The sequence below is a fragment of the Paraburkholderia rhizosphaerae genome, assembly GCF_004366595.1.
GTDB lineage: Bacteria > Pseudomonadota > Gammaproteobacteria > Burkholderiales > Burkholderiaceae > Paraburkholderia > Paraburkholderia rhizosphaerae.
The window spans coordinates 81,976-100,222 of the sequence record NZ_SORE01000017.1 but is presented as its reverse complement, the minus strand read 5'-3'; the positions used below and the strand labels follow the sequence as shown (position 1 = coordinate 100,222).

Here is an 18,247-nt window from a genome sequence, read left to right as displayed (position 1 = left end):
ATTATCCGTCGACAGCCGTTATTCGCAAATATCGCGCCAAAGGCAGAGCAAGATGTGCAGCGCAGGTCAGGTCCGCCGTTTGCTGCACAACGTGCTCTGGAGGTCTTCATGAAGCGCCGTGACGTCGTCGTAATAGCCGCGTCCAGCGGTGCATTTCATGTGCTGCGAACGCTCGTCGCCCGTTTGCCGGCCGACCTGCCCGCTATCATTTCTATCGTAGTTCACATAGGGCGGCACGCGAGCCGGCTGCCCGAACTATTGTCGTGCTGGGGGCCATTGCCGGCCTGCCATGCTTCTCACGGCGACGTGCCGCAGCCCGGGCACATCTACCTTGCGCCGCCTGACCGTCATTTGTTAATGAACAAAGGCCGGTTTCAGTTGAGCGGCGCGGCGGCGGAAAACTTCGCGCGGCCGGCGGCCGATCCGCTGTTCCGTTCGGCGGCGATGCAATACGGCGAACGGGTGGTGGGCGTCGTGCTGAGCGGCGATCTCGACGACGGCGCGGCCGGGCTCGCGATGGTCCGCGCGCACGGCGGTTACGGCATCGTGCAGGACCCCGCCGACTGCGAGGTGTCATCGATGCCGCGCGCCGCATTGAAAGCGGCGGGCGCCGATGCAATCGCGCTGGCCGACGCGCTCGCGGACGCAATCGTCGCGGCCGTGCAGGGCGCGCCGCGCATTGCGCCGGACCCCGACGATATCGATCATGCTGCGCTGCGCACCGAGGCGCAGATCGCATCAGGCGAGCGGGTAGGACTGGACGAACTGGACGGCATTGCGGTACGGTCCGCGTTGACGTGTCCGGATTGCGGCGGCGTGCTCTGGCGCCTGCGCGACATCCATCCGCCGCGCTACCGGTGTCACACGGGTCACGCATATTCGATACGCTCGCTCGACGAGGCGATCGTGCAGCGGACCGAACAGTCGATCTGGATGGCGATTCGCGCGGTCAACGAATGCGTCGTGCTGGCGCGCGAGCGGCGGCAATCCGCCACGCGCGCGGGCGACGCGACCGCCGCATCCGCCGAGGACCTGCGGATCAACGACGCGCAGGCGTTGTCCGATCTGTTGCGCGCGGCGGTCGAGCGTGCCGGTGCGCTGCGAGGACGGGAGGCTGAATGAGACGAAGCGTGCGCAGTGCGGGCGGGCCGATCGCCCGCGACGCGAGCGTCGGGAAAGTTCATATCTATCTGCTGGGCGCGGCGGATCCGTTCGAGCGCGAGCATGAGTTGATCGAACTCGACAAGGCCGGCTATACGGTCGCGCTTGGCCGGCTCACAACCGAAGATGTGCCGGCTTATACACCGGCGCGCGAGCGGCCGGAACTGCAAAGCCTGTTGCGGCGCCTTATGCCTCGCCATACCCTCGCCGTGCTCGAATTCGCGGCGCTTGGCTGTAGCGCGCGCGATATTCTCGACACGTTGATGCAAGCCCGCAAAGCGAAGGTATCGATCCGCTGCGTCGAAGTCGGACGCGCCGATCTGGCCGCGCTGCCGGAGGCACCTGTGGTGAAGGCGCTGCGTGCGCTGGCGCGGCTCGATGTCGCGTGCCGGAGCCTGCGCAGCAAGGACGGTCTCGCGGCGTTGCGCGCCGAGGGCAAACCGACGGGCAGACCGCCGTCGCTGACGGTTCAGCAGCGTCAGCGCGTGCTGCAATCGCTGGACAAAGGCCAGTCCGTCAGTGAAGTCGCACGCAGGTTCGGCACGTCGCGCCAGACCGTGCTGCGCATCCGCCTGGTCGGCGAAAACGCGGCCGCTACTTAAACGTCGACGATGCAAAACGTCTGCTTTGATCCGGGCATTCGCGCATGCGGGCCGCGCCCACGCGCATGCCCGCAGACCGATGGTTTCGGACACCACGTCGCGCTGCGGTTTGCGTAACATGAATTGCGCCGGTGATGCCGTGAACGAACGCAGTAGCCGCGATGGCCAACCGGTACGAGGGACGGACTATGGTCACAGTCATGCGTAGATGGCCATCGAAGCATTCACGCGAAACAATCGGACGGAGTCAGTTCAAGCGCGGCAGCGATGCGGTACCGGTGCCGGCGGGCATCAGCGAGCGTGCGTGTCGTGAATTTGAAGCGTCGCTTGCGACGCTGCAGTCCGTCACGGAGAAGATGCATCGGGTCGAAGATTCAAGCGGCGTGGATTCGATCGAATTCGCGCAGGCGCTCGATACCTATCGCCGTGCAAGACTGGTGTGGCTGTCCAATGAAATGCAATTGCGCAGCGACGCAGTGTGCACCCGGGCCCGCGCGCTACCGCCGCGGCGTGTACTGATCGTGGTAAGCGCGTGCGAACCGATCGCTGCGTCATACGCATTGCTGCTGCGTTTGAAAGGCTATCGGGTGATGTCCGCGCAGGGCCGCACCGAACTCGACGCGATGTTGACGCGTTTCGCGCCGGAGGCTGTGCTGCTCGATCTGGATACGCGCTTCGGCAGGAAGATTGCATACGCGGTGAGGGTCCGGCAAAGGATGCGCGGCGCGCGAGTCGTCGGTCTTGCCTCGCGGCCGCGGATGGTCTCGCAGAACAGGCTGCTGGATGTCACGCTGCGTAAGCCCGCACCGCTGCGAATTTTGATGGAGGCGCTGCAACCTGTTAACTAACGGCCGCAGGCATCGGCCAACCCGTTCAATTGTCCGGTTCCGTGAAGGGCATGGCACCGTCCGCTTGCACTCCTCGCCTTGCGGCGTGGCCTTTGAGCGGCCTTCCCGGTACGGCATGAGGCGGCCTTCGTGGCCGCTCTTTTTTGCGCGACGGTACCTGTGAACCGATCTTGTGTACGTTTTACACGGTCGCCTGACTAAAGCCCCGCAATGCCACGGCTTGCTTCGTTTCTCGCCCATGCGCACCCCTGCACATGAGCAATCGCTTCACTCGGGAACGTGGCGGACATATGCTGCATGGACTTCCTGATATCTCCAGTTGTCTGCTTGTAATCCGCACACAGCGAGAACGTGACGTCCACTTCCCAACGGCCTGACTCCGCGCAGTGCGCGTCGATCAGGAAGAAATAATTGCCCTGCAGATAGAGCGCGCTATTAGTCATGAAGGTCCTTGATTGGGCGGCTTTCGCCTGGGGTGTGGCAAGCGTGTTGAGTCAAGCGTTGCTATCGTGCTGCTATCGTTTCTGACGGCACGCACGCGGTGTGCCCAGTTTGGGCATCGGACGGTGGTTTCGATCCGCAAGCCTACGGTACGTGGTTTGCTTGCCCGCCGTCAATCGATAATGCTGGTCGGGGCCGCCGTATGTGCAGTGCCGTTGCCGGCGAACGTAGCATGCTCGTCGCGGGCGTTCTGCTGCACGGGTAGCGAGCGCGGTTAGCACGTCGGCGAGTATTGTCCGAAAACCTCGCGATTCGAACAAACACCGCGTGTCCAGGCTGGCATAGCCTGCCTGTATCGGATGTTATCGAACAGAACCACCATGTTTCGCATCTACGAGTACAAGGGATTTGCCGTTAGCATCGCGGTGGAAGCGAGCGTACTTATCCAACGCAGCGTGCCGGGCGGGTCAGGTTTTCTCGCGACAGTGCAGGTCGCGAGCAAACGCGAGGCGGTGCCGTTGACGGCTCCGTTGCACCTCGCCGGCAGAACCGGCGAAGCGTTCCATACCGAGGCCGACGCGCTGATGGGCGGATATGCGGCCGGGCAAAGGCTCGTTGAAGCATTACTGCGCGCGCCCCGGTGACAGTACGCGTAAGTGTCACGGCGATGCGGAACGCGATGTGACGGCCATGCTTATTGTCTTGTCGCACTGACCCGCTCATTTCGTGTCCGGCAGCGCGTACGCGATCACATAGTCGCCGAGCTTCGTGCCGAACGAGCCGTGTCCACCGGCCGCGATCACCACGTATTGCTTGCCGTTTGCCTGATAGGTCATCGGCGTCGCCTGGCCGCCGGCGGGCAGACGCGCGCGCCATAGCTCCTGGCCGGTATCGGTGCTGTAGGCGCGCAGGTAGTTGTCCGCGGTCGCACCGATAAAAAACACATGGCCCGCGGTTGTGACCGGACCGCCGAGCATCGGCATGCCCATGCGGAACGGCAGAGGCAGCGGCGAGCTGTCGCGCACGGTGCCGATGCGCTTTTTCCAGACCACCTGATTCGTATTGAGGTCGAGCGCCGCGACATATCCCCACGCGGGTTCTTTGCAGGGCAACCCGACCGGCGACATGAACGCGTTCAGCGTGACCGCGAACGGCACGCCGTATTGAGGCTGGATGCCGGCTTCACTGCCGGTGCCGCTCTGGCCGGCTTCGGGCGGTTCGGCCGGATTATGCGGGCCGCGCGGAACGAGCCTCGAGACGAAGGGTAGCGCGATCGGATTCGCGATCGCAAGATGCCGGTCGGTGTCGATTGCGATGCCTCCCCACTCGAACATGCCGAGGTTGCCGGGGAACACGAGCGTGCCTTGCTCGGAAGGCGGCGTAAACGGCCCGTCATAACGCAGCCGGTGGAACATCACACGGCATGCGAGCTGGTCGTACATCGTCGTGCCCCACATGTCCGCGCCGCTCAGGTTCTTTGCCGGACGGAAAGTCAGTTGCGAGAACGGCTGGGTCGCGGACACCCAGTCGCCGTTCGCCGGCCCTTGCGGCACGGCTTGCTCGGGAGCGGGCACAAGCGGCGTGCCGGTGCGGCGATCGAGCACGAAGATGTTGCCGGTTTTCGCGGGCGCGTAGATGGCCGGGACCACATTGCCGTGCGCGTCGGTCAGATCGGCTATGGTCGGCTGCGCGGGCAGGTCCATATCCCACAGATCGTGATGCACGGTCTGATAGAACCATGCGAGCTTGCCGGTCGACGCATTCAGCGCCAGCAGTCCGCTCGCATAGCGTTCCTGCTGCGGCGTGCGGCGCCCGCCCCAGATGTCGGGTGTGCTGACGCCCATCGGCAAATAGACGAGATCGAGCTTCGGATCGTATGCGGCAGGCGCCCATGAGTTCGGCGAATTCGGCGCAAAGCTGTGCTGGTCGTCGGGTATTGCATTGGGCGTATCGGAGCCCGGATCGAACGCCCACAGCAGTTTGCCGGTGTCGATGTCGAAGCCGCGAATCGCGCCGGATGGTTCGCTAACCGAGTAGTTGTCCGTGACTGAACCGGCGACCACGATCACTTTATCGGTGACCACGGGCGGCGACGTGGGCTCGTATTCGCCGGTGATTTTGACGGGCTCGAGTTTCTGGAGATCGAGGTCGCCGTTATTGCCGAAGCCTGTACAGCGTTGGCCGGTTGCCGCGTCGAGTGCGAATAGATGACCGTTGTTGACCGGCAGGAACACACGGCGCGAGCACACCGGCAGCGCGGACTGCGCTTGCGCGGTCGTGGCCGCGCGCGCGGCGTCGCTCTCGTGATACGACACGCCGCGGCAGGTTACGTGCTGAAAGCTCCGGTCGGTCTTCAGGCCCGGATCGAAGCGCCATTTTTCCTTGCCGCTGGCCGCGTCGAGTGCGAACAGGATCTGGTGCGGCGAGCATAGGAAAAGCGTGTCGCCGATTTTGATCGGCGTGACCTCGTCGGTGATTTCAGTTGGGTCGGTGGGTCCTTTATGGTCGCCGGTTTCGAATGTCCACGCGACTTGCAGATTCTTCACGTTCTGTTCGTTGATCTGCGCGAGCGGCGAATAACGCGTGCCGCCTTGCGTGCGTCCATAAGCGGGCCAATTCGCGGCTTGAGCATCGGCAGCATCCGAAGCATTGGAAGCCGGCGCCGCGGCGGACTGCATGGAAACGGTGCCGTTGATTTGCTGCGGATCGTTGAATGCCGCGTAGGTCAGCACCGCCGCGTTAGCGACCAGCCCGACGACGAGCGCCGCGACCGCAGGCGCCGCCGGAGCGGAGAAGGTGCGCGAGATAAATGGCAGCAGCAGCCAGATGCCGAATATCACGAGTACATCGACGCGCGGCGTCAGTGCCCAGAAGTCCATCCCCGACTCGACCACGGCCCATACGAGTGTGCCGACCAGTAGCAATGCATATAACGCGAGCGCCCATCGGTTACGCAGATAGACAAGCCATGTCACAGCCAGCATCGCAATGCCCGCGATCACGTAGTACGGCGAGCCATGTAGCGCGATCAGCCAGATGCCGCCGGTCAGCAGATACAAACCGGAGAGGCCGCCGAAGATGAGGGTCAACCATCGTGCAATGCGTGTTGGGTTCATGTTTGCCGCCCGGATTGAAGGTCGTTACTGCTGCGCGATTAGCATTCCATGTGCCGTTCGGTATTCCGATTTGCCGCGCATTGCCGAACCGTCACGCGCGTTTGTGTGCGTGGTAGCCGTATGGCGAATACTCCCTCCGACAACTTTTATGACGCGCCGTTGCAAACGGACGTACAGGGTGGACCGGATCCCTTGCGCAATAGCGCGCGTCTTCGCAGTATTGCGGCCAGTTTCCGCGCGGCATGAAAAATGCTGACCGTCTGCACGTTCGTTCCCGAGACCGTGATGACGCGCGACAGTCATTCGCACCGCGAGCCGCTATGCGAGCGCTGTGCTTGCGCATGCGCTCTGATGCTGATCGCGTGTGCGACGCAGGCGGCCGATGGCGGACCGCAGCAGAACGCACTGCGGCCCGCGGGCGTGCAGGCCGCGCATATCGCGCAACTGTGGAACCTGACGCTGGCTGTCTGTGCATTCGTTTTCGCGGCCGTGTTGCTTGCGACGTTGCTGGCACTGGTTCGCAGCCGGCGCAGTCACGCCAGCGCGGCTCCAAACCTCGACCCAGTCACGCATCCTGAGCGACGCACGCGCCGTGTCGTGGTAGCGGCGAGTGTGCTGTCCGTCGTACTGCTGTGCGGCCTTATCGTCGCGGATATATTGACCGACCGCGCGCTATCGAAGCTGCCCGTCGATCAACCGGTAAAGATCGAAATGACAGGTCTGCAGTGGTGGTGGCAAGTCAGGTATCCGGCCGCGCGCGGTCTGCCGGAATTGACGACCGCCAACGAGCTGCATATCCCGGTGGGCCGTACCGTTATCGTGTCGCTGAAAGCGGGCGACGTAATCCATAGCTTCTGGGTGCCCGACCTGCACGGCAAAAAAGACATGTTGCCCGGCATCGACACGTCGATCGCTTTTCGTGCGGATAAGCCGGGCGTCTATCGCGGTCAGTGCGCCGAATTTTGCGGCGCGCAGCACGCGTTGATGGCAATGCTTGTCATTGCCGAACCGGATGACCGCTATGCTGCGTGGGTGCAGCAGCAGGCGCAGCCGGCCCGGCAAACTTCCGACGCGATCGCGCAACGCGGCCGCGACGTGTTCGAGAAGTCGACCTGCGCAGGATGTCACACAGTGCGCGGCACGTCGGCGAACGGCACCCTCGCGCCAGACCTCACGCATCTGATGAGCCGCCAGACCATCGCGGCCGGCGCGCTCGCCAACACGCCGGACAACCTCGCTGCATGGATTCGCAATCCACACGCGTGGAAAGCGGGTGTCACCATGCCGGCTGTCCGGCTTTCCGACAGCGACCTGCACGCGGTCGTCACATGGCTTGCGACACTCCAATGAGCACCGCCGACCGTCCTCGCTCGCTCGAGCCCGACCTGACGCTGAAAGACGGGCCCGATGCACCGCCCGATGCGCGCGTCGCATTGGCCGACACATGGCGCGATCCGCCTGGTTTGATCGGCTGGTTCTCAGCGGTTAACCATAAAACGATCGCACGGCGCTTTATCGTCACGACGTTTTCGTTTTTCCTGCTCGCGGGCGTGCTTGCGCTAGTGATGCGCACGCAACTCGCGCGGCCCGGTAACCGGCTCGTCGGCCCCGATCTGTATGACCAGCTGTTTACGATCCACGGCACGACGATGATGTTTCTGTTTGCGGTGCCGGTCATGCAGGCCGTCGCGATGTACCTGATCCCGTTGATGCTCGGCGCGCGCAGCGTCGCGTTTCCGCGCATGAATGCGTACGCGTACTGGGTGTTCGTGTTCGGCGGACTGCTGCTGTATGTCGCGTTCGCGCTCGGTGCCGGCCCGCGTTCCGGCTGGTTCAGCTATGTGCCGCTTGCCGGGCCCGACTATGCAACCGGCAAGGGTTCCGACGTCTGGGCGCAGATGATCACGTTTACCGAACTGCCGGCGCTGCTCGAAGCGGTGGTGCTGATCACCACGATTCTGAAGATGCGGGCGCCGGGCATGTCGCTGAACCGCTTACCGCTGTTTGCGTGGGCGACGCTCGTCACGCAGTTCATGGTGCTGTTCGCGATGCCGGCGATCATGCTGGCGAGCACCGCGCTGATTCTGGACCGGCTCGTTGGCACGCAGTTCTATAACCCGGCGCTTGGCGGCGATGTGTTGCTCTGGCAGCACCTATTCTGGTTTTTCGGGCACCCGGAGGTCTATCTGATCTTTATTCCGGCGCTCGGTTTTATGTCGTCGATTATTCCGACGTTTTCGCGCCGGCCGATTTTCGGCTACTCGGCGATGGTGCTCGCGCTAATCGCAATCGCGTTTTTCGCGTTCGGGCTGTGGGTCCACCATATGTTTGCGACCGCGGTGCCGGAACTCGGCAAGAGCTTTTTTACCGCCGCAAGCGTGCTGATCGCGGCGCCGTCCGGCATCCAGATTTTCTGCTGGCTCGCGACACTGCTGACCGGCAAGCTGTCGTTGAAGACGCCGATGCTGTTCGTGATGGCGTTCTTTTTCATTCTCGTGCTCGGCGGGCTCAGCGGCGTGATGCTCGGTTCCGTGTCGCTCGATCTGCAGGTGCATGACACGTATTTTGTCGTTGCGCATCTGCACTATGTGCTGATCGGCGGCGCCGTTTTTCCGCTGTTCGGTGCGTTCTACTACTGGTTTCCGAAAATCACCGGTCGGATGCTTGGCGAGACGCTCGGGCACTGGCATTTCTGGCTGTTTTTTATCGGCTTCAACCTGACGTTCTTCCCGATGCACCTGCTCGGTCTGCAAGGCATGCCGAGGCGCGTGTGGACCTATCCGCCGGGAATGGGCTGGTCCGGCATGAATGCGCTCGCCACGGCTGGCGCGTACCTGATGGCCGTCGCGGTGCTGCTTTTTCTTTTCAACGTCGTGCGCAGCCGCCGCCGCGGTGAACAGGCGCCAGCCGATCCGTGGGGCGGCGGCACGCTCGAATGGAGCGTGCCGAGCCCGCCGCCGCCGCATAACTTCGACGTGCTGCCGGTCGTGCACGGCCGCGATCCGTTGTGGGAGCGCAAGCGCGAGCCCGGTTCGGTTTCGGGGCTGGCGGTGCATGCGCGCGAAGTGCTGACCACCGGCGTGCTGGCTGCCGCACCGGACACGCGACCGCTATTCCCGTCGCCATCGCCTTGGCCGTTTTTGAGTGCCGTGGCGACCACCGTGTTCTTCATCGGCTCGATTTACACGCCGACCGCCGTCTGGTGGGGCACTGTGCCGGTCGCGGCCGCGATGATTGCGTGGTTCTGGCCGACCCGCCGGTCCAACCGCATCGCACGCGCACTGGAGCGCTGGCCGGGCGATGGGCGCGAGCGCACGGCGCAGCGTGCGGCGCGGCGCGCGCAGCCTCACCCAGCGATGCGTGCCGAGCCCTGGGTAGCGAGGCCCAGTTCGCTCGATGTGCGTGGCTTGCCAAGCTTCGGGTTCGGTCATCGCAGCCTGATGTGGTGGGCGACGGCCGGATTGATGCTGATCGAAGGCAGCGTATTCGCGGTTGCAGTCGGAATGTATTTCTATCTGCGCGCAGTCAACGCATCGTGGCCGATGAATGCGCCTGCGCCGGCGCTGCTGTGGGGATCGTTGAACACGCTTGTGCTGCTTGTCAGCATGTGGCCGAACGCGCTTGCGAAGCGCGCGGCCGAACGCGACAGCCGCGAGCGTGCGCGACTCTGGCTTGCGGTGTGCCTGGTATTCGCGCTTGTGTTTCTGGTGGTGCGCGGCTTCGAGTTCGCGTCGCTGAACGTGATGTGGTATGCGAACGCGTACGGGTCGATCGTCTGGCTTCTGCTCGGACTGCATACGACGCACCTGATCACCGACACGATCGACACGGCGGTGCTTGCGTTACTGCTGTTCACCGGGCCGTTCGAAGGCAAGCGGCTTCTCGATACCAGCGAGAACGCCATTTATTGGAATTTCGTCGTGCTCAGCTGGCTGCCGATCTATGCGGTTATTTATCTGGCGCCGCGCATTCATTTTTGACGCGAACGGACAACATGAGAATCTGGCTTGGACTGCTCGCCGCCCCGGCGGTCGTTTTGGGCACGCAAAGCGCGAACTACGCGCTTTTGCAACTCGCGTGCCGGCGCCAAAGCATGGCAACGCTGCATGTGGTCAGCATTGCCGCGATTCTGTTTTCGGTCGCGGCCGCGCTGCTCGCGTACCGATGCTGGCGCGAGTCGTCGCCGCGCTACCGCGCGAGCTACGTGCCGCGCGGCGCGCGCTCCGCATTTTTGTCACTAATGGCGGCCATCGTCGCCGCGCTGTGCGCGGTGGTTCAGTTGGCTATGTATTTTCCACAATGGTTGCTGTCGCCTTGCCAATGAAAGCAGGTTCGAGATGGTTCGCCTTGCTTGCGGCCGCCGCGCTGCTGACGGCGCCGCTCGCGCACGCCCACGTGCTGACGGACTCCGCTCGCTCCGCGCCATCGTTCGGCTGGAGCTTCGACGCGTGGCCGGTCGCGTTGATGTGCGCGAGCGTTCTCGCATACGCCGTGGGCTATTTACGATTGCGCAGGCGCAGCCGCGCGCGCGGTCGCGCAATGCGCGCGCTGCACGGCGTCGCCTTTGCGGGCGGTTCGTGTGTGCTGGCGCTCGCTCTGATTTCGCCGCTCGATACGTTGAGCAACTGGTTGTTTTCCGCGCATATGGTTCAGCACGAATCGATGATGCTGATTGCTGCGCCGCTGCTGGTGCTGGGTCGGCCCCTTGCCATATGGATCTGGGCGCTGCCGCGCGGCGGGCGGCTACGCGTGGGCCACGCAATACGCCGGCGGCAGGTGGTTCGGGTCTGGCGATTTCTGACCGCGCCGCTCACCGCCTGGCTGTTGCATGCAGCCGCGTTGTGGGGGTGGCATGCGCCCGCGGCGTTTGAAGCCGCGCTCGCCCATCCGGTAGTCCATTCGCTACAGCACACGAGTTTCCTGCTGACCGCGCTCGTGTTCTGGTGGACCGTATTCGGCGACGGCGCGCGCCGCCAGTCGGGAGGCGGCGCGTTACTGTCGGTGTTTACGACGATGGTCCATACGACAGCGCTCGGCGCATTGATTACGCTCGCACCGGGGCTCTGGTATCCGTCCTATGTCGAGCCTTGCAGCGTACTCGGCATCGACCCGTTGCACGACCAGCAATTGGGCGGGCTCATCATGTGGGTGCCGGCGGCAGCCGCGTATCTGATTGGCGGGCTCGTGATAGCCGCCCGGTGGTTGAGCCAACCGCCGTCGACGCCGATGCTGGCAACCGGACAGGCGGTCATTGTGCCGCGGGACGAACCGCGATGATGCGACGTCGAATCACGGTCGTGAAGCGCGCGCTGACGCCCGGCCTGGCGTTCATGCTGTTTGCGGCCGTGCTGACGGGCGTTGCACTCACGAGCATTGCGCAGCAACAGGAAGCGTCGCCGGCTAGCCGGGCGGCAGCGGCGCCGCAGTCCGCCGACGCGCAGACGCTCGCGCGCGGCGCTTATGTGGCGAAGGCCGGCGATTGCGCCGGATGCCACACTGCGCCCCAAGGCGGCGCGCCGTACGCGGGCGGGCTCCGGATGGGCTCACCGTTCGGCACCATCGTTTCGACCAACATCACGCCTGATCCACGCTATGGAATTGGACGCTATACGTACGAAGAGTTTGCGCGCGCGTTACGAACAGGTGTCGCGCGAGGTGGCAAGCGGCTTTACCCGGCTATGCCTTACGCGTCCTTTGCAAAGATTTCCGACGACGACATGCGCGCGCTTTACGCGTATCTGATGCATTCGGTCGCGCCGGTCGCGAAACCGTCGCCGCCGTCGGACGTCGCGTTTCCGTTCGACCAGCGCTGGGCGTTGATCGTCTGGCAGCGTATTTTCGTGCCACGCGGCACGTTCAAGCCGCGCGCCGACCGCGATGCGCAATGGAACCGTGGTGCCTATCTGGTGCAGTCGCTCGGCCACTGCGGCGCCTGTCATACGCCGCGCGGCGCCGCTTATCAGGAGCGTGGCTATGACGAGTCTTCGCCGAAGTACCTGACTGGCGGCGTCAACGACCACTGGTTTGCGCCCAACCTGACCGGCGACGCGGGCGCGGGCCTGGGCCGACTGTCCGCGCCGGACGTTGCTGCATTCCTGAAGACCGGACATGGCGCCGGCGTGGTTGCATACGGCAGCATGGTCGAGCAGATCGAGGACAGTTCGCAGTATCTGACCGACGACGATCTGGCCGCGATCGCGCGGTATCTGAAGTCGTTGCCACCGCAACAGCCGTATGGCACCTACGCGCCGCATGCCGACGTTGCACGATCACCGCAAAACGGCAGCCGCGTGCCCGATTCTTTATCCGCGGGATATAACGTCTATCAGTCGTTCTGCGCGCGCTGTCACCGTGCCGATGGCGCCGGCGTGCCGCATGTGTTTCCGGCGCTGGCGGGCAATCCTTCCGTGCTCGCCGAAGATACGACGTCGCTGATCCGGCTGCTGGTCGAAGGCGGTAACAGTCCGTCCACCTTGACCGGTCCGCCGCGTCAGCAGATGCCGGCGTTCGCCGATACGCTTGCCGATGTGCAGATCGCGCAAGTGCTGACCTATCTGCGCGGCGCATGGGGCAACAATGCGCAAGGCGTGACCGCGAACGACGTCAGTTCGCTGCGCCAGCTGCTTCATAAATAACGATGGTTGCGCCGCCGCCTTCATACCCTCTGGCGCGTTGAAGATGGCCGGAACAGGCTGTTCAGACCGCACACCAGCAGGCCCGCAACCACGAAAGTCGCAATCGGAAACGTGCCCGCGGTGTTAACCGCGACGTCCACTGGGCGTTCGCGCAGCAGTTCGATACGGCGTCGCGTCATTGCCGCGCCGAGCGACGACAGTTCGCTTTTCAGCGCCCGCTCGGCGATCGGAATCAGGATGGTCTCCTCGTCGGCGACATGATGAATCGTCACGCGCATCAATTCCATGAAGAGCCCATCGTAGGCGGCGTTTTGCGGGCCCATCGCGCGCAGTTTCGCGATGATTTCGCGCATTTCGCGGTGCTCGGGCTCGCTCTTTTTCACCGTATCGTTGTCCGGTGCAACGCGCGCGAGCGCCGGATAGAAGATTTCCTCTTCCAGCGTCGCGTGAATCTCCAGCGCGGTGCATACCGAATTGACGATCGCGCGTTTGCGCCACCATGGGCTCGTCAATCGGTAGCGATGAAATGCGCACAGCGCATGCGTATGATCCATCCGGATCATCGTGGTGATGGCGGGTGATGCTGCGTTGAATTCACTCATGACAGTCTCGCACGTCGGTGGCGCGAACAAACCAGCATGCGTCGTTCCTGGCGACATACGTTATGGAACGCTCGAGTATGTCGCCCGGCACGGTCGATTGCGGGCCACGCGCGCTCAACGCGGCCCCAAGGCTATCTGCGCTGCGGCGCCACTGCCTTGCCCTGCTGATCGACGATCCGCGCGGTTTCGCCCGGGATAGTCGCGAGCTGTTCGTCGAGCTTCAGTATCGAGGAGCCGGCAGCGGACGCTGCACGGTCGACGGCACCGGTCATCGACATAAAACTCCGGTTGAACGACGTCTCCACTTCGTTCACGGCATCCGCGTACGCGCCGAGCAGAATGTCGCCGACATGCCGCAGGTAGGCCGCCGCCTTTGCGGTGCCGGCGAGCGAATAGCTGGCCTGCAGCCGCCATGCGCCTAACAGCGAGCGCTCTTCGGCGGCTTGCAGCGCGATGGCGCGTTGCTCCTCGAGCGACGTATGAATTGCGCGACTGTTCAACTCCGCGAGCCGCTCGACGGCCGATACATAAACTCCACTCCATCCGGTCAGATCGTTGACGGCCGACGCGGTACTGCTAGCGGTTGCTTCCCGGGCTTCGCCCGATGCCAGAATCACAGGATCACTCACGATCGACTCCTCGAAACGTTGTACGGCCGGCGGCTCGCACCGGCCAATGGGACCATGGGCTACTGCGCTCCACTAGCCTGCAAGCGATATTCCCGATTGATCTCTGGCAGCGCTTGCGCGCGCGTGCGGTGCGGCGGGGAACCGCTTAGCTGGCGCTTTCCCAAATGTGCTTCGCGAATGGCACGCGGCTTGCCCCACTTGCAGACGCAGGCGCGCGTGCAGCGTGTCGTAGCCTGGAGCATCCGATGACAGTCCCAGCAATCAACCATTCGCGACGTGGCCGATGGCACGCTGCGCTGCGTGTCGCGCGCGACAGTTTTGAACACTTCCTGTCGGACCGCTGTCCGATGATGGCGGCAAGCGTCGGTTTCTATTCCGCGTTTTCGCTGGCGCCTACGCTGTTGATCGTCCTGGCGATCGTTGGCTGGTTCGTCGGCGAAGAGGTCGGGCAGGGCCGTTTTTTTGCCCAGGTGCAGCAAATCATGGGCGCCGACGCCGCCGGCGCGATGCGCACGCTGGTCGAGCATGCGCACCGCTCGAAGGGCGGCGGCATCGCGGCCGCGCTATCGTTGGTCTTGCTGGTGGTTGGCGCGTCGGCAATATTTTCGTCGCTGAACACCGCGCTCGATGTGGTATTCCACGCGAAGCCAGGTCGAGGCATCGCGGGGCTGGCGCTTTTGGTGCGCACGAGGCTCGTTTCGCTGGCCCTTGTGCTGGGAATCGGCTTTCTGCTGGTCGTGTCGCTGGTGCTCGATGCGGCACTCGAGGCGCTAGGCAAGTCCGTATTCGGCAACGCGGCGGCAACCGCCATCGCGTTGGCCGCACAGTCGGTGTTCGGTCTGATCGTGCTGACGCTGGGTCTGAGTGCGCTGATCAAATGGCTTCCAGATGTGCGTGTCGCGGTCAGGCACGCGCTGGCCGGTGGCTTTATCGCTGCGATTTTTTTCACCATCGGACGGCATCTGTTCGGCTTGTACCTCGCGCATGCGGGCACGGCCGGTTCGTTCGGCGCGGCCGGCTCGCTAGCGGTACTGATGATGTGGCTTTACTTCTGTGCGGCCGTTTTCCTGTTCGGCGCCGAGGTATCCGCGGCGATGCGGGGACCGGCTGAACGCAAGCCGGTACCGGGCGATGCGCAACGGCAAGCGGGCTGACAGGATTAATGTCGTATTGCCTTTGCACGCACGTGCAGGTTGCTTATCGCTTCACGTTTTTCGCGGCTTCCGGTTCGCAAACCGCACGCGTCTGTCGACACGCGCGAGCAGCGCGATAAACGCGAGTTCATCCGCTTTCATGCGACGCCTCGCCGCTTGCGGCGGCAAGCTTGTCAATTCACCCGCATCGAATGCAGTGATGACGCCCGGATGGATATAGCACCGCTTGCACACCGCTGGCGTATTTCGCAATAGCGTCGCAACTTCCTTCACCGTTGCGACGACATGGCGCTTCGTGTCCGCTGCGTTCTCGCAAACCAGTTGACGCAACGCGGCCATCGCAAAGACGCTGCCTGCCCAGGTTCGATAGTCCTTCGCCGTGAAGTCCGCACCGCTAACCGTGCGCAAATAATCGTTGACGTCCGCGGAGCCGACCGTGCGGCGCGTGCCGTCGTCATCGATGTACTGGAAGAGATCATGACCGGGCAACTCGGCGCACATACGCACGATCCGTTTGACGCGCGGATTGCTGATCGAAACATCATGCTCGGCGCCGCCTTTACCTGCGAATCGGAACCGCACTTCGCCGGAGCGAATGGTCACGTGTTTTTTGCGCAGCGTGGTGAGACCGTATGAATGATTTTCCCGCGCATATTCGACACTACCGACGCGGATCAGCGTCGTGTCGAGCAACTGTACGACCGCCGCGATGACTTTTTCACGTGGCATGCCGCGGCGTGCAAGGTCCCGCTCGACGCGTGCGCGTATTTTCGGTAGTGCGTGCCCGAATGCGACCATTCGGCCGAACTTGTCGGCGTCTCGCGTTTCGCGCCATTGCGGATGATAGCGATATTGCTTTCGTCCGCGCGCGTCGCGACCGGTCGCCTGAATATGGCCGCGTGGGTCTGGGCAGATCCACACATCGGTATACGCGGGTGGAATGGCCAGCGCGTTGATGCGCGCGATATCGCGTTCGTCTTCGATGCGTTTGCTGTTCGCGTCGAAATACGCGAATGCCTGCCTGAGCCGCTTGCGCGTGATGCCCGGCCGGGTATCGTCGGTGTAGCGCAATCCGGCGGGCAGTTCATCACGCACCGCTTCGGTGATCGCGCGGGCGGTATCACTCGTCATCGTTTTCATGGCGTTCGCCTGGCGGTTAGACGCCGCATCAGCGGCGAAAACGGGCAGCGAAAATCGCCGTGCAAACGATATGCCTGGAACGCCGACCGCGAGCGGTCAGCAGTCTGCGCGTGATGTGTAGACCCTGATGTAAAGCTGGCTGAAGCCGCTAGCAGATAATTGAAGCTGACGCGCCGGTCAGTGGCGGTGCGCCCGCCAATGCCAGTCGGCCATCTGCCGCAGTGCCCGAGCGCGTCTATTTTCGCGTCGATAGTGGCCGACCATAAAAAGGGCTGCAAAAAGCAGAACAACCGAACCGATTGCCATTACAGCTGCGCTTGCGTCCATTGTCACCTCGTCAATACCGGGTCGTCGAAACTCGTTGCTATGTCAACACGACGAATCAGCGTTCACGGGCAATCGCGCGTAAAAGGGAGTCACCGTTGCCGGTGAGTTGCGGCAGATGGATTCCGGACGGCATCTGCTCGAACGCGACGAGCTGGCGTTCAAGCAGTGTGTCCAGTTCCTCGCGGTTCAGGTCGATCTGCTCGGGCGAATTCTTGATGAGCATCAGAGTGGCGAATTCGTGAGGGCTCAGCATTGCGTCTCTCCGCATTTATCTGGATTAAATAACTGACGGTAGTAATTGCGGATAAATCGTCTGACCGTTTTTCGATTCGGTAACTATTCCAGTCTTTTTTATTATTTGGCCTGAGGAATCCGCTTCCTTCCGGCCGGGAGTCCAGATATTAATCGGAAGTCAGCCGCGTGCGGCATGAAATTAATGCATTGACGCAACATGTTAATAGAGCGTTTTTGTCAGTGGATTTATTCGCTTTACATTCGAACTGCTTTAAACAGGTTTTAAACAGGTCTTACCGCTTATGCGGTATTCGCGATCGCGGGCGCACGGGGCAAGTGCCGCGCCCGCGGCCGCAACGACCGCGTAGCGCGTTCAGCATGCGCCGTCGGGCGTATTCACGTGCTATCGCTTCGCGCGCGTTTTCGACATCCCGAGTTCGGCCCCCGTCTCCGGGTCGGACGAAGGATCCGATGTCAGGCGCTGTTTCAACGCTTCGATCGCTGTCTGCTGATTTTTGTCGAGCTTGACCGAGGCCGTACCGTCTCCACCATCGACAGCAGGCTCCGGTTGATCGACCAGCTTCAGCCCACGGCCCTGATTCCAGGGTCCCCGTTGCGTCGGCCCGCCCTGCGACATCTTCAGATACGTGTCCGCGAATTCGGGTACCGGCGGCAGCTTGCCCGGCGGGAAGTTGGCGGTGATCGAATACAGCGCTTTTTCGAACGACTTCTGGTGCGAGACCTCACGCGTCATCAGAAAACCGAGCGCGTCGCGGATGCCGGGATCGTCGGTTACGTTGATCAGCCGCTCATAGATAATCTTCGCGCGTGCTTCCGCTGCGATGTTCGACCGCAGGTCCGCGGTCGGCTCGCCGATCGTATCGATGTAGGCCGCGGTCCAAGGCACACCACCGGAGTTGGTCAGTGCGGGCCCGCCGCCGTACAGAAGCTGCGTGACGTGACTATCGTTGCCCTTTCCGTTGAGCTTGCGATACAAGTCCGCCTGTGCGTCCACCGCTTCCGCGAGCTCGCCTTTGGCGCCGCGATTGAGCATCGCGACAATCGATCCGATGATCTCCAGGTGACTCAGCTCTTCGGTCGCGATGTCATACAGCATGTCCTTGCGGCCGGGATCTTCCTCGCCCACCGCCTGCGTGAAGTAACGCATCGCGGCCGCGAGTTCGCCTTGCGGTCCGCCAAACTGCTCGAGCAGCAGATTCGCGAGACCGGGATCAGTCGTGCCGACCCGAACGGTGTATTGCAGACGCTTGTTGTGCATGAACATGGCAACGCTCCTCCTCGAAACGGTTGGTCGGATAATCCTCAGTTGCTGCCGGAGTGGCGCATCACGATGCGCA

General features: G+C 63.0%; 17 protein-coding genes. 10 read left to right on the top strand and 7 right to left on the bottom strand.

The window, feature by feature from the left end; genetic code table 11:
* Window positions 1–108: 108 nt before the first annotated feature.
* The 3 genes from BX592_RS21670 (at window position 109) to BX592_RS21660 (ending at window position 2,611) form a co-directional block, all read left to right on the top strand.
* A complete protein-coding gene (locus BX592_RS21670; RefSeq protein ID WP_134194344.1) occupies window positions 109–1,122 on the top strand; it encodes a chemotaxis protein CheB in 1,014 nt (337 codons plus the stop codon).
* The gene (locus tag BX592_RS21665; protein WP_134194342.1) at window positions 1,119–1,763 is read left to right on the top strand and encodes a recombinase family protein; all 645 of its coding nucleotides are present in this window, start codon (window positions 1,119–1,121) and stop codon (window positions 1,761–1,763) included. Before BX592_RS21670 ends, BX592_RS21665 begins: the two co-directional genes overlap by 4 nt.
* Window positions 1,764–1,963: 200 nt before the next feature.
* The gene (locus BX592_RS21660) at window positions 1,964–2,611 is read left to right on the top strand and encodes a hypothetical protein (RefSeq protein WP_134194340.1); all 648 of its coding nucleotides are present in this window, start codon (window positions 1,964–1,966) and stop codon (window positions 2,609–2,611) included.
* 197 nt (window positions 2,612–2,808) lie between these two features.
* Here BX592_RS21660 and BX592_RS21655 read toward each other — a convergent pair whose 3' ends face one another.
* Window positions 2,809–3,054: a hypothetical protein gene (locus tag BX592_RS21655; RefSeq protein ID WP_134194338.1), complete on the bottom strand. Its 246-nt coding sequence runs from the start codon at window positions 3,052–3,054 to the stop codon at window positions 2,809–2,811.
* 378 nt (window positions 3,055–3,432) lie between these two features.
* Between BX592_RS21655 and BX592_RS21650 the strand changes: the two genes are divergently transcribed.
* Window positions 3,433–3,696, top strand: coding sequence for a hypothetical protein (locus BX592_RS21650; protein WP_134194332.1), 264 nt, complete (start codon window positions 3,433–3,435; stop codon window positions 3,694–3,696).
* Window positions 3,697–3,771: 75 nt separating this feature from the next.
* On the opposite strand, the gene BX592_RS21645 is transcribed toward BX592_RS21650, so the two are convergent.
* Window positions 3,772–6,168 carry a membrane-bound PQQ-dependent dehydrogenase, glucose/quinate/shikimate family gene (locus BX592_RS21645; RefSeq protein ID WP_134194330.1) on the bottom strand — a complete coding sequence of 799 codons (2,397 nt, stop codon included), beginning with the start codon at window positions 6,166–6,168 and terminating at the stop codon, window positions 3,772–3,774.
* 351 nt (window positions 6,169–6,519) lie between these two features.
* Here BX592_RS21645 and coxB point away from each other — a divergent pair, with 351 nt between their 5' ends.
* The 5 genes from coxB to BX592_RS21620 are packed head-to-tail and all read left to right on the top strand — an operon-like array spanning window position 6,520 to window position 12,803.
* Window positions 6,520–7,518: a cytochrome c oxidase subunit II gene (gene coxB, locus BX592_RS21640; protein WP_134194468.1), complete on the top strand. Its 999-nt coding sequence runs from the start codon at window positions 6,520–6,522 to the stop codon at window positions 7,516–7,518.
* On the top strand, window positions 7,515–10,148 hold the full coding sequence (gene ctaD, locus BX592_RS21635) for a cytochrome c oxidase subunit I (RefSeq protein WP_134194328.1): 2,634 nt from the start codon (window positions 7,515–7,517) through the stop codon (window positions 10,146–10,148). The genes coxB and ctaD overlap by 4 nt, the downstream gene beginning before the upstream one ends.
* A gap of 14 nt (window positions 10,149–10,162) precedes the next feature.
* Window positions 10,163–10,492, top strand: a complete 330-nt coding sequence (locus BX592_RS21630) for a hypothetical protein (protein ID WP_134194326.1) — start codon at window positions 10,163–10,165, stop codon at window positions 10,490–10,492.
* A complete protein-coding gene (locus BX592_RS21625) occupies window positions 10,489–11,445 on the top strand; it encodes a cytochrome c oxidase assembly protein (protein ID WP_134194324.1) in 957 nt (318 codons plus the stop codon). Before BX592_RS21630 ends, BX592_RS21625 begins: the two co-directional genes overlap by 4 nt.
* On the top strand, window positions 11,445–12,803 hold the full coding sequence (locus tag BX592_RS21620) for a c-type cytochrome (RefSeq protein ID WP_377681527.1): 1,359 nt from the start codon (window positions 11,445–11,447) through the stop codon (window positions 12,801–12,803). The genes BX592_RS21625 and BX592_RS21620 overlap by 1 nt, the downstream gene beginning before the upstream one ends.
* A gap of 20 nt (window positions 12,804–12,823) precedes the next feature.
* Here BX592_RS21620 and BX592_RS21615 read toward each other — a convergent pair whose 3' ends face one another.
* Together BX592_RS21615 and phaP are read right to left on the bottom strand one after the other, a co-directional pair.
* A complete protein-coding gene (locus tag BX592_RS21615) occupies window positions 12,824–13,405 on the bottom strand; it encodes a hemerythrin domain-containing protein (protein ID WP_134194320.1) in 582 nt (193 codons plus the stop codon).
* Between the two features lie 131 nt (window positions 13,406–13,536).
* Window positions 13,537–14,034 (bottom strand): TIGR01841 family phasin, encoded by a 498-nt coding sequence (phaP, locus tag BX592_RS21610; RefSeq protein WP_166676417.1) that lies wholly within the window; start codon window positions 14,032–14,034, stop codon window positions 13,537–13,539.
* A 245-nt stretch (window positions 14,035–14,279) separates the two neighbouring features.
* On the opposite strand from phaP, the gene BX592_RS21605 reads away from it, so the two are divergent.
* A complete protein-coding gene (locus BX592_RS21605; protein WP_134194316.1) occupies window positions 14,280–15,188 on the top strand; it encodes a YihY/virulence factor BrkB family protein in 909 nt (302 codons plus the stop codon).
* A 51-nt stretch (window positions 15,189–15,239) separates the two neighbouring features.
* On the opposite strand, the gene BX592_RS21600 is transcribed toward BX592_RS21605, so the two are convergent.
* The 3 genes from BX592_RS21600 to BX592_RS21590 form a co-directional block, all read right to left on the bottom strand.
* The gene (locus BX592_RS21600) at window positions 15,240–16,328 is read right to left on the bottom strand and encodes a DNA topoisomerase IB (RefSeq protein WP_134194314.1); all 1,089 of its coding nucleotides are present in this window, start codon (window positions 16,326–16,328) and stop codon (window positions 15,240–15,242) included.
* A gap of 382 nt (window positions 16,329–16,710) precedes the next feature.
* Window positions 16,711–16,908: a hypothetical protein gene (locus tag BX592_RS21595; protein ID WP_134194312.1), complete on the bottom strand. Its 198-nt coding sequence runs from the start codon at window positions 16,906–16,908 to the stop codon at window positions 16,711–16,713.
* Between the two features lie 384 nt (window positions 16,909–17,292).
* Window positions 17,293–18,174 (bottom strand): manganese catalase family protein, encoded by an 882-nt coding sequence (locus BX592_RS21590; protein ID WP_134194310.1) that lies wholly within the window; start codon window positions 18,172–18,174, stop codon window positions 17,293–17,295.
* Between the last annotated feature and the right edge of the window lie 73 nt (window positions 18,175–18,247).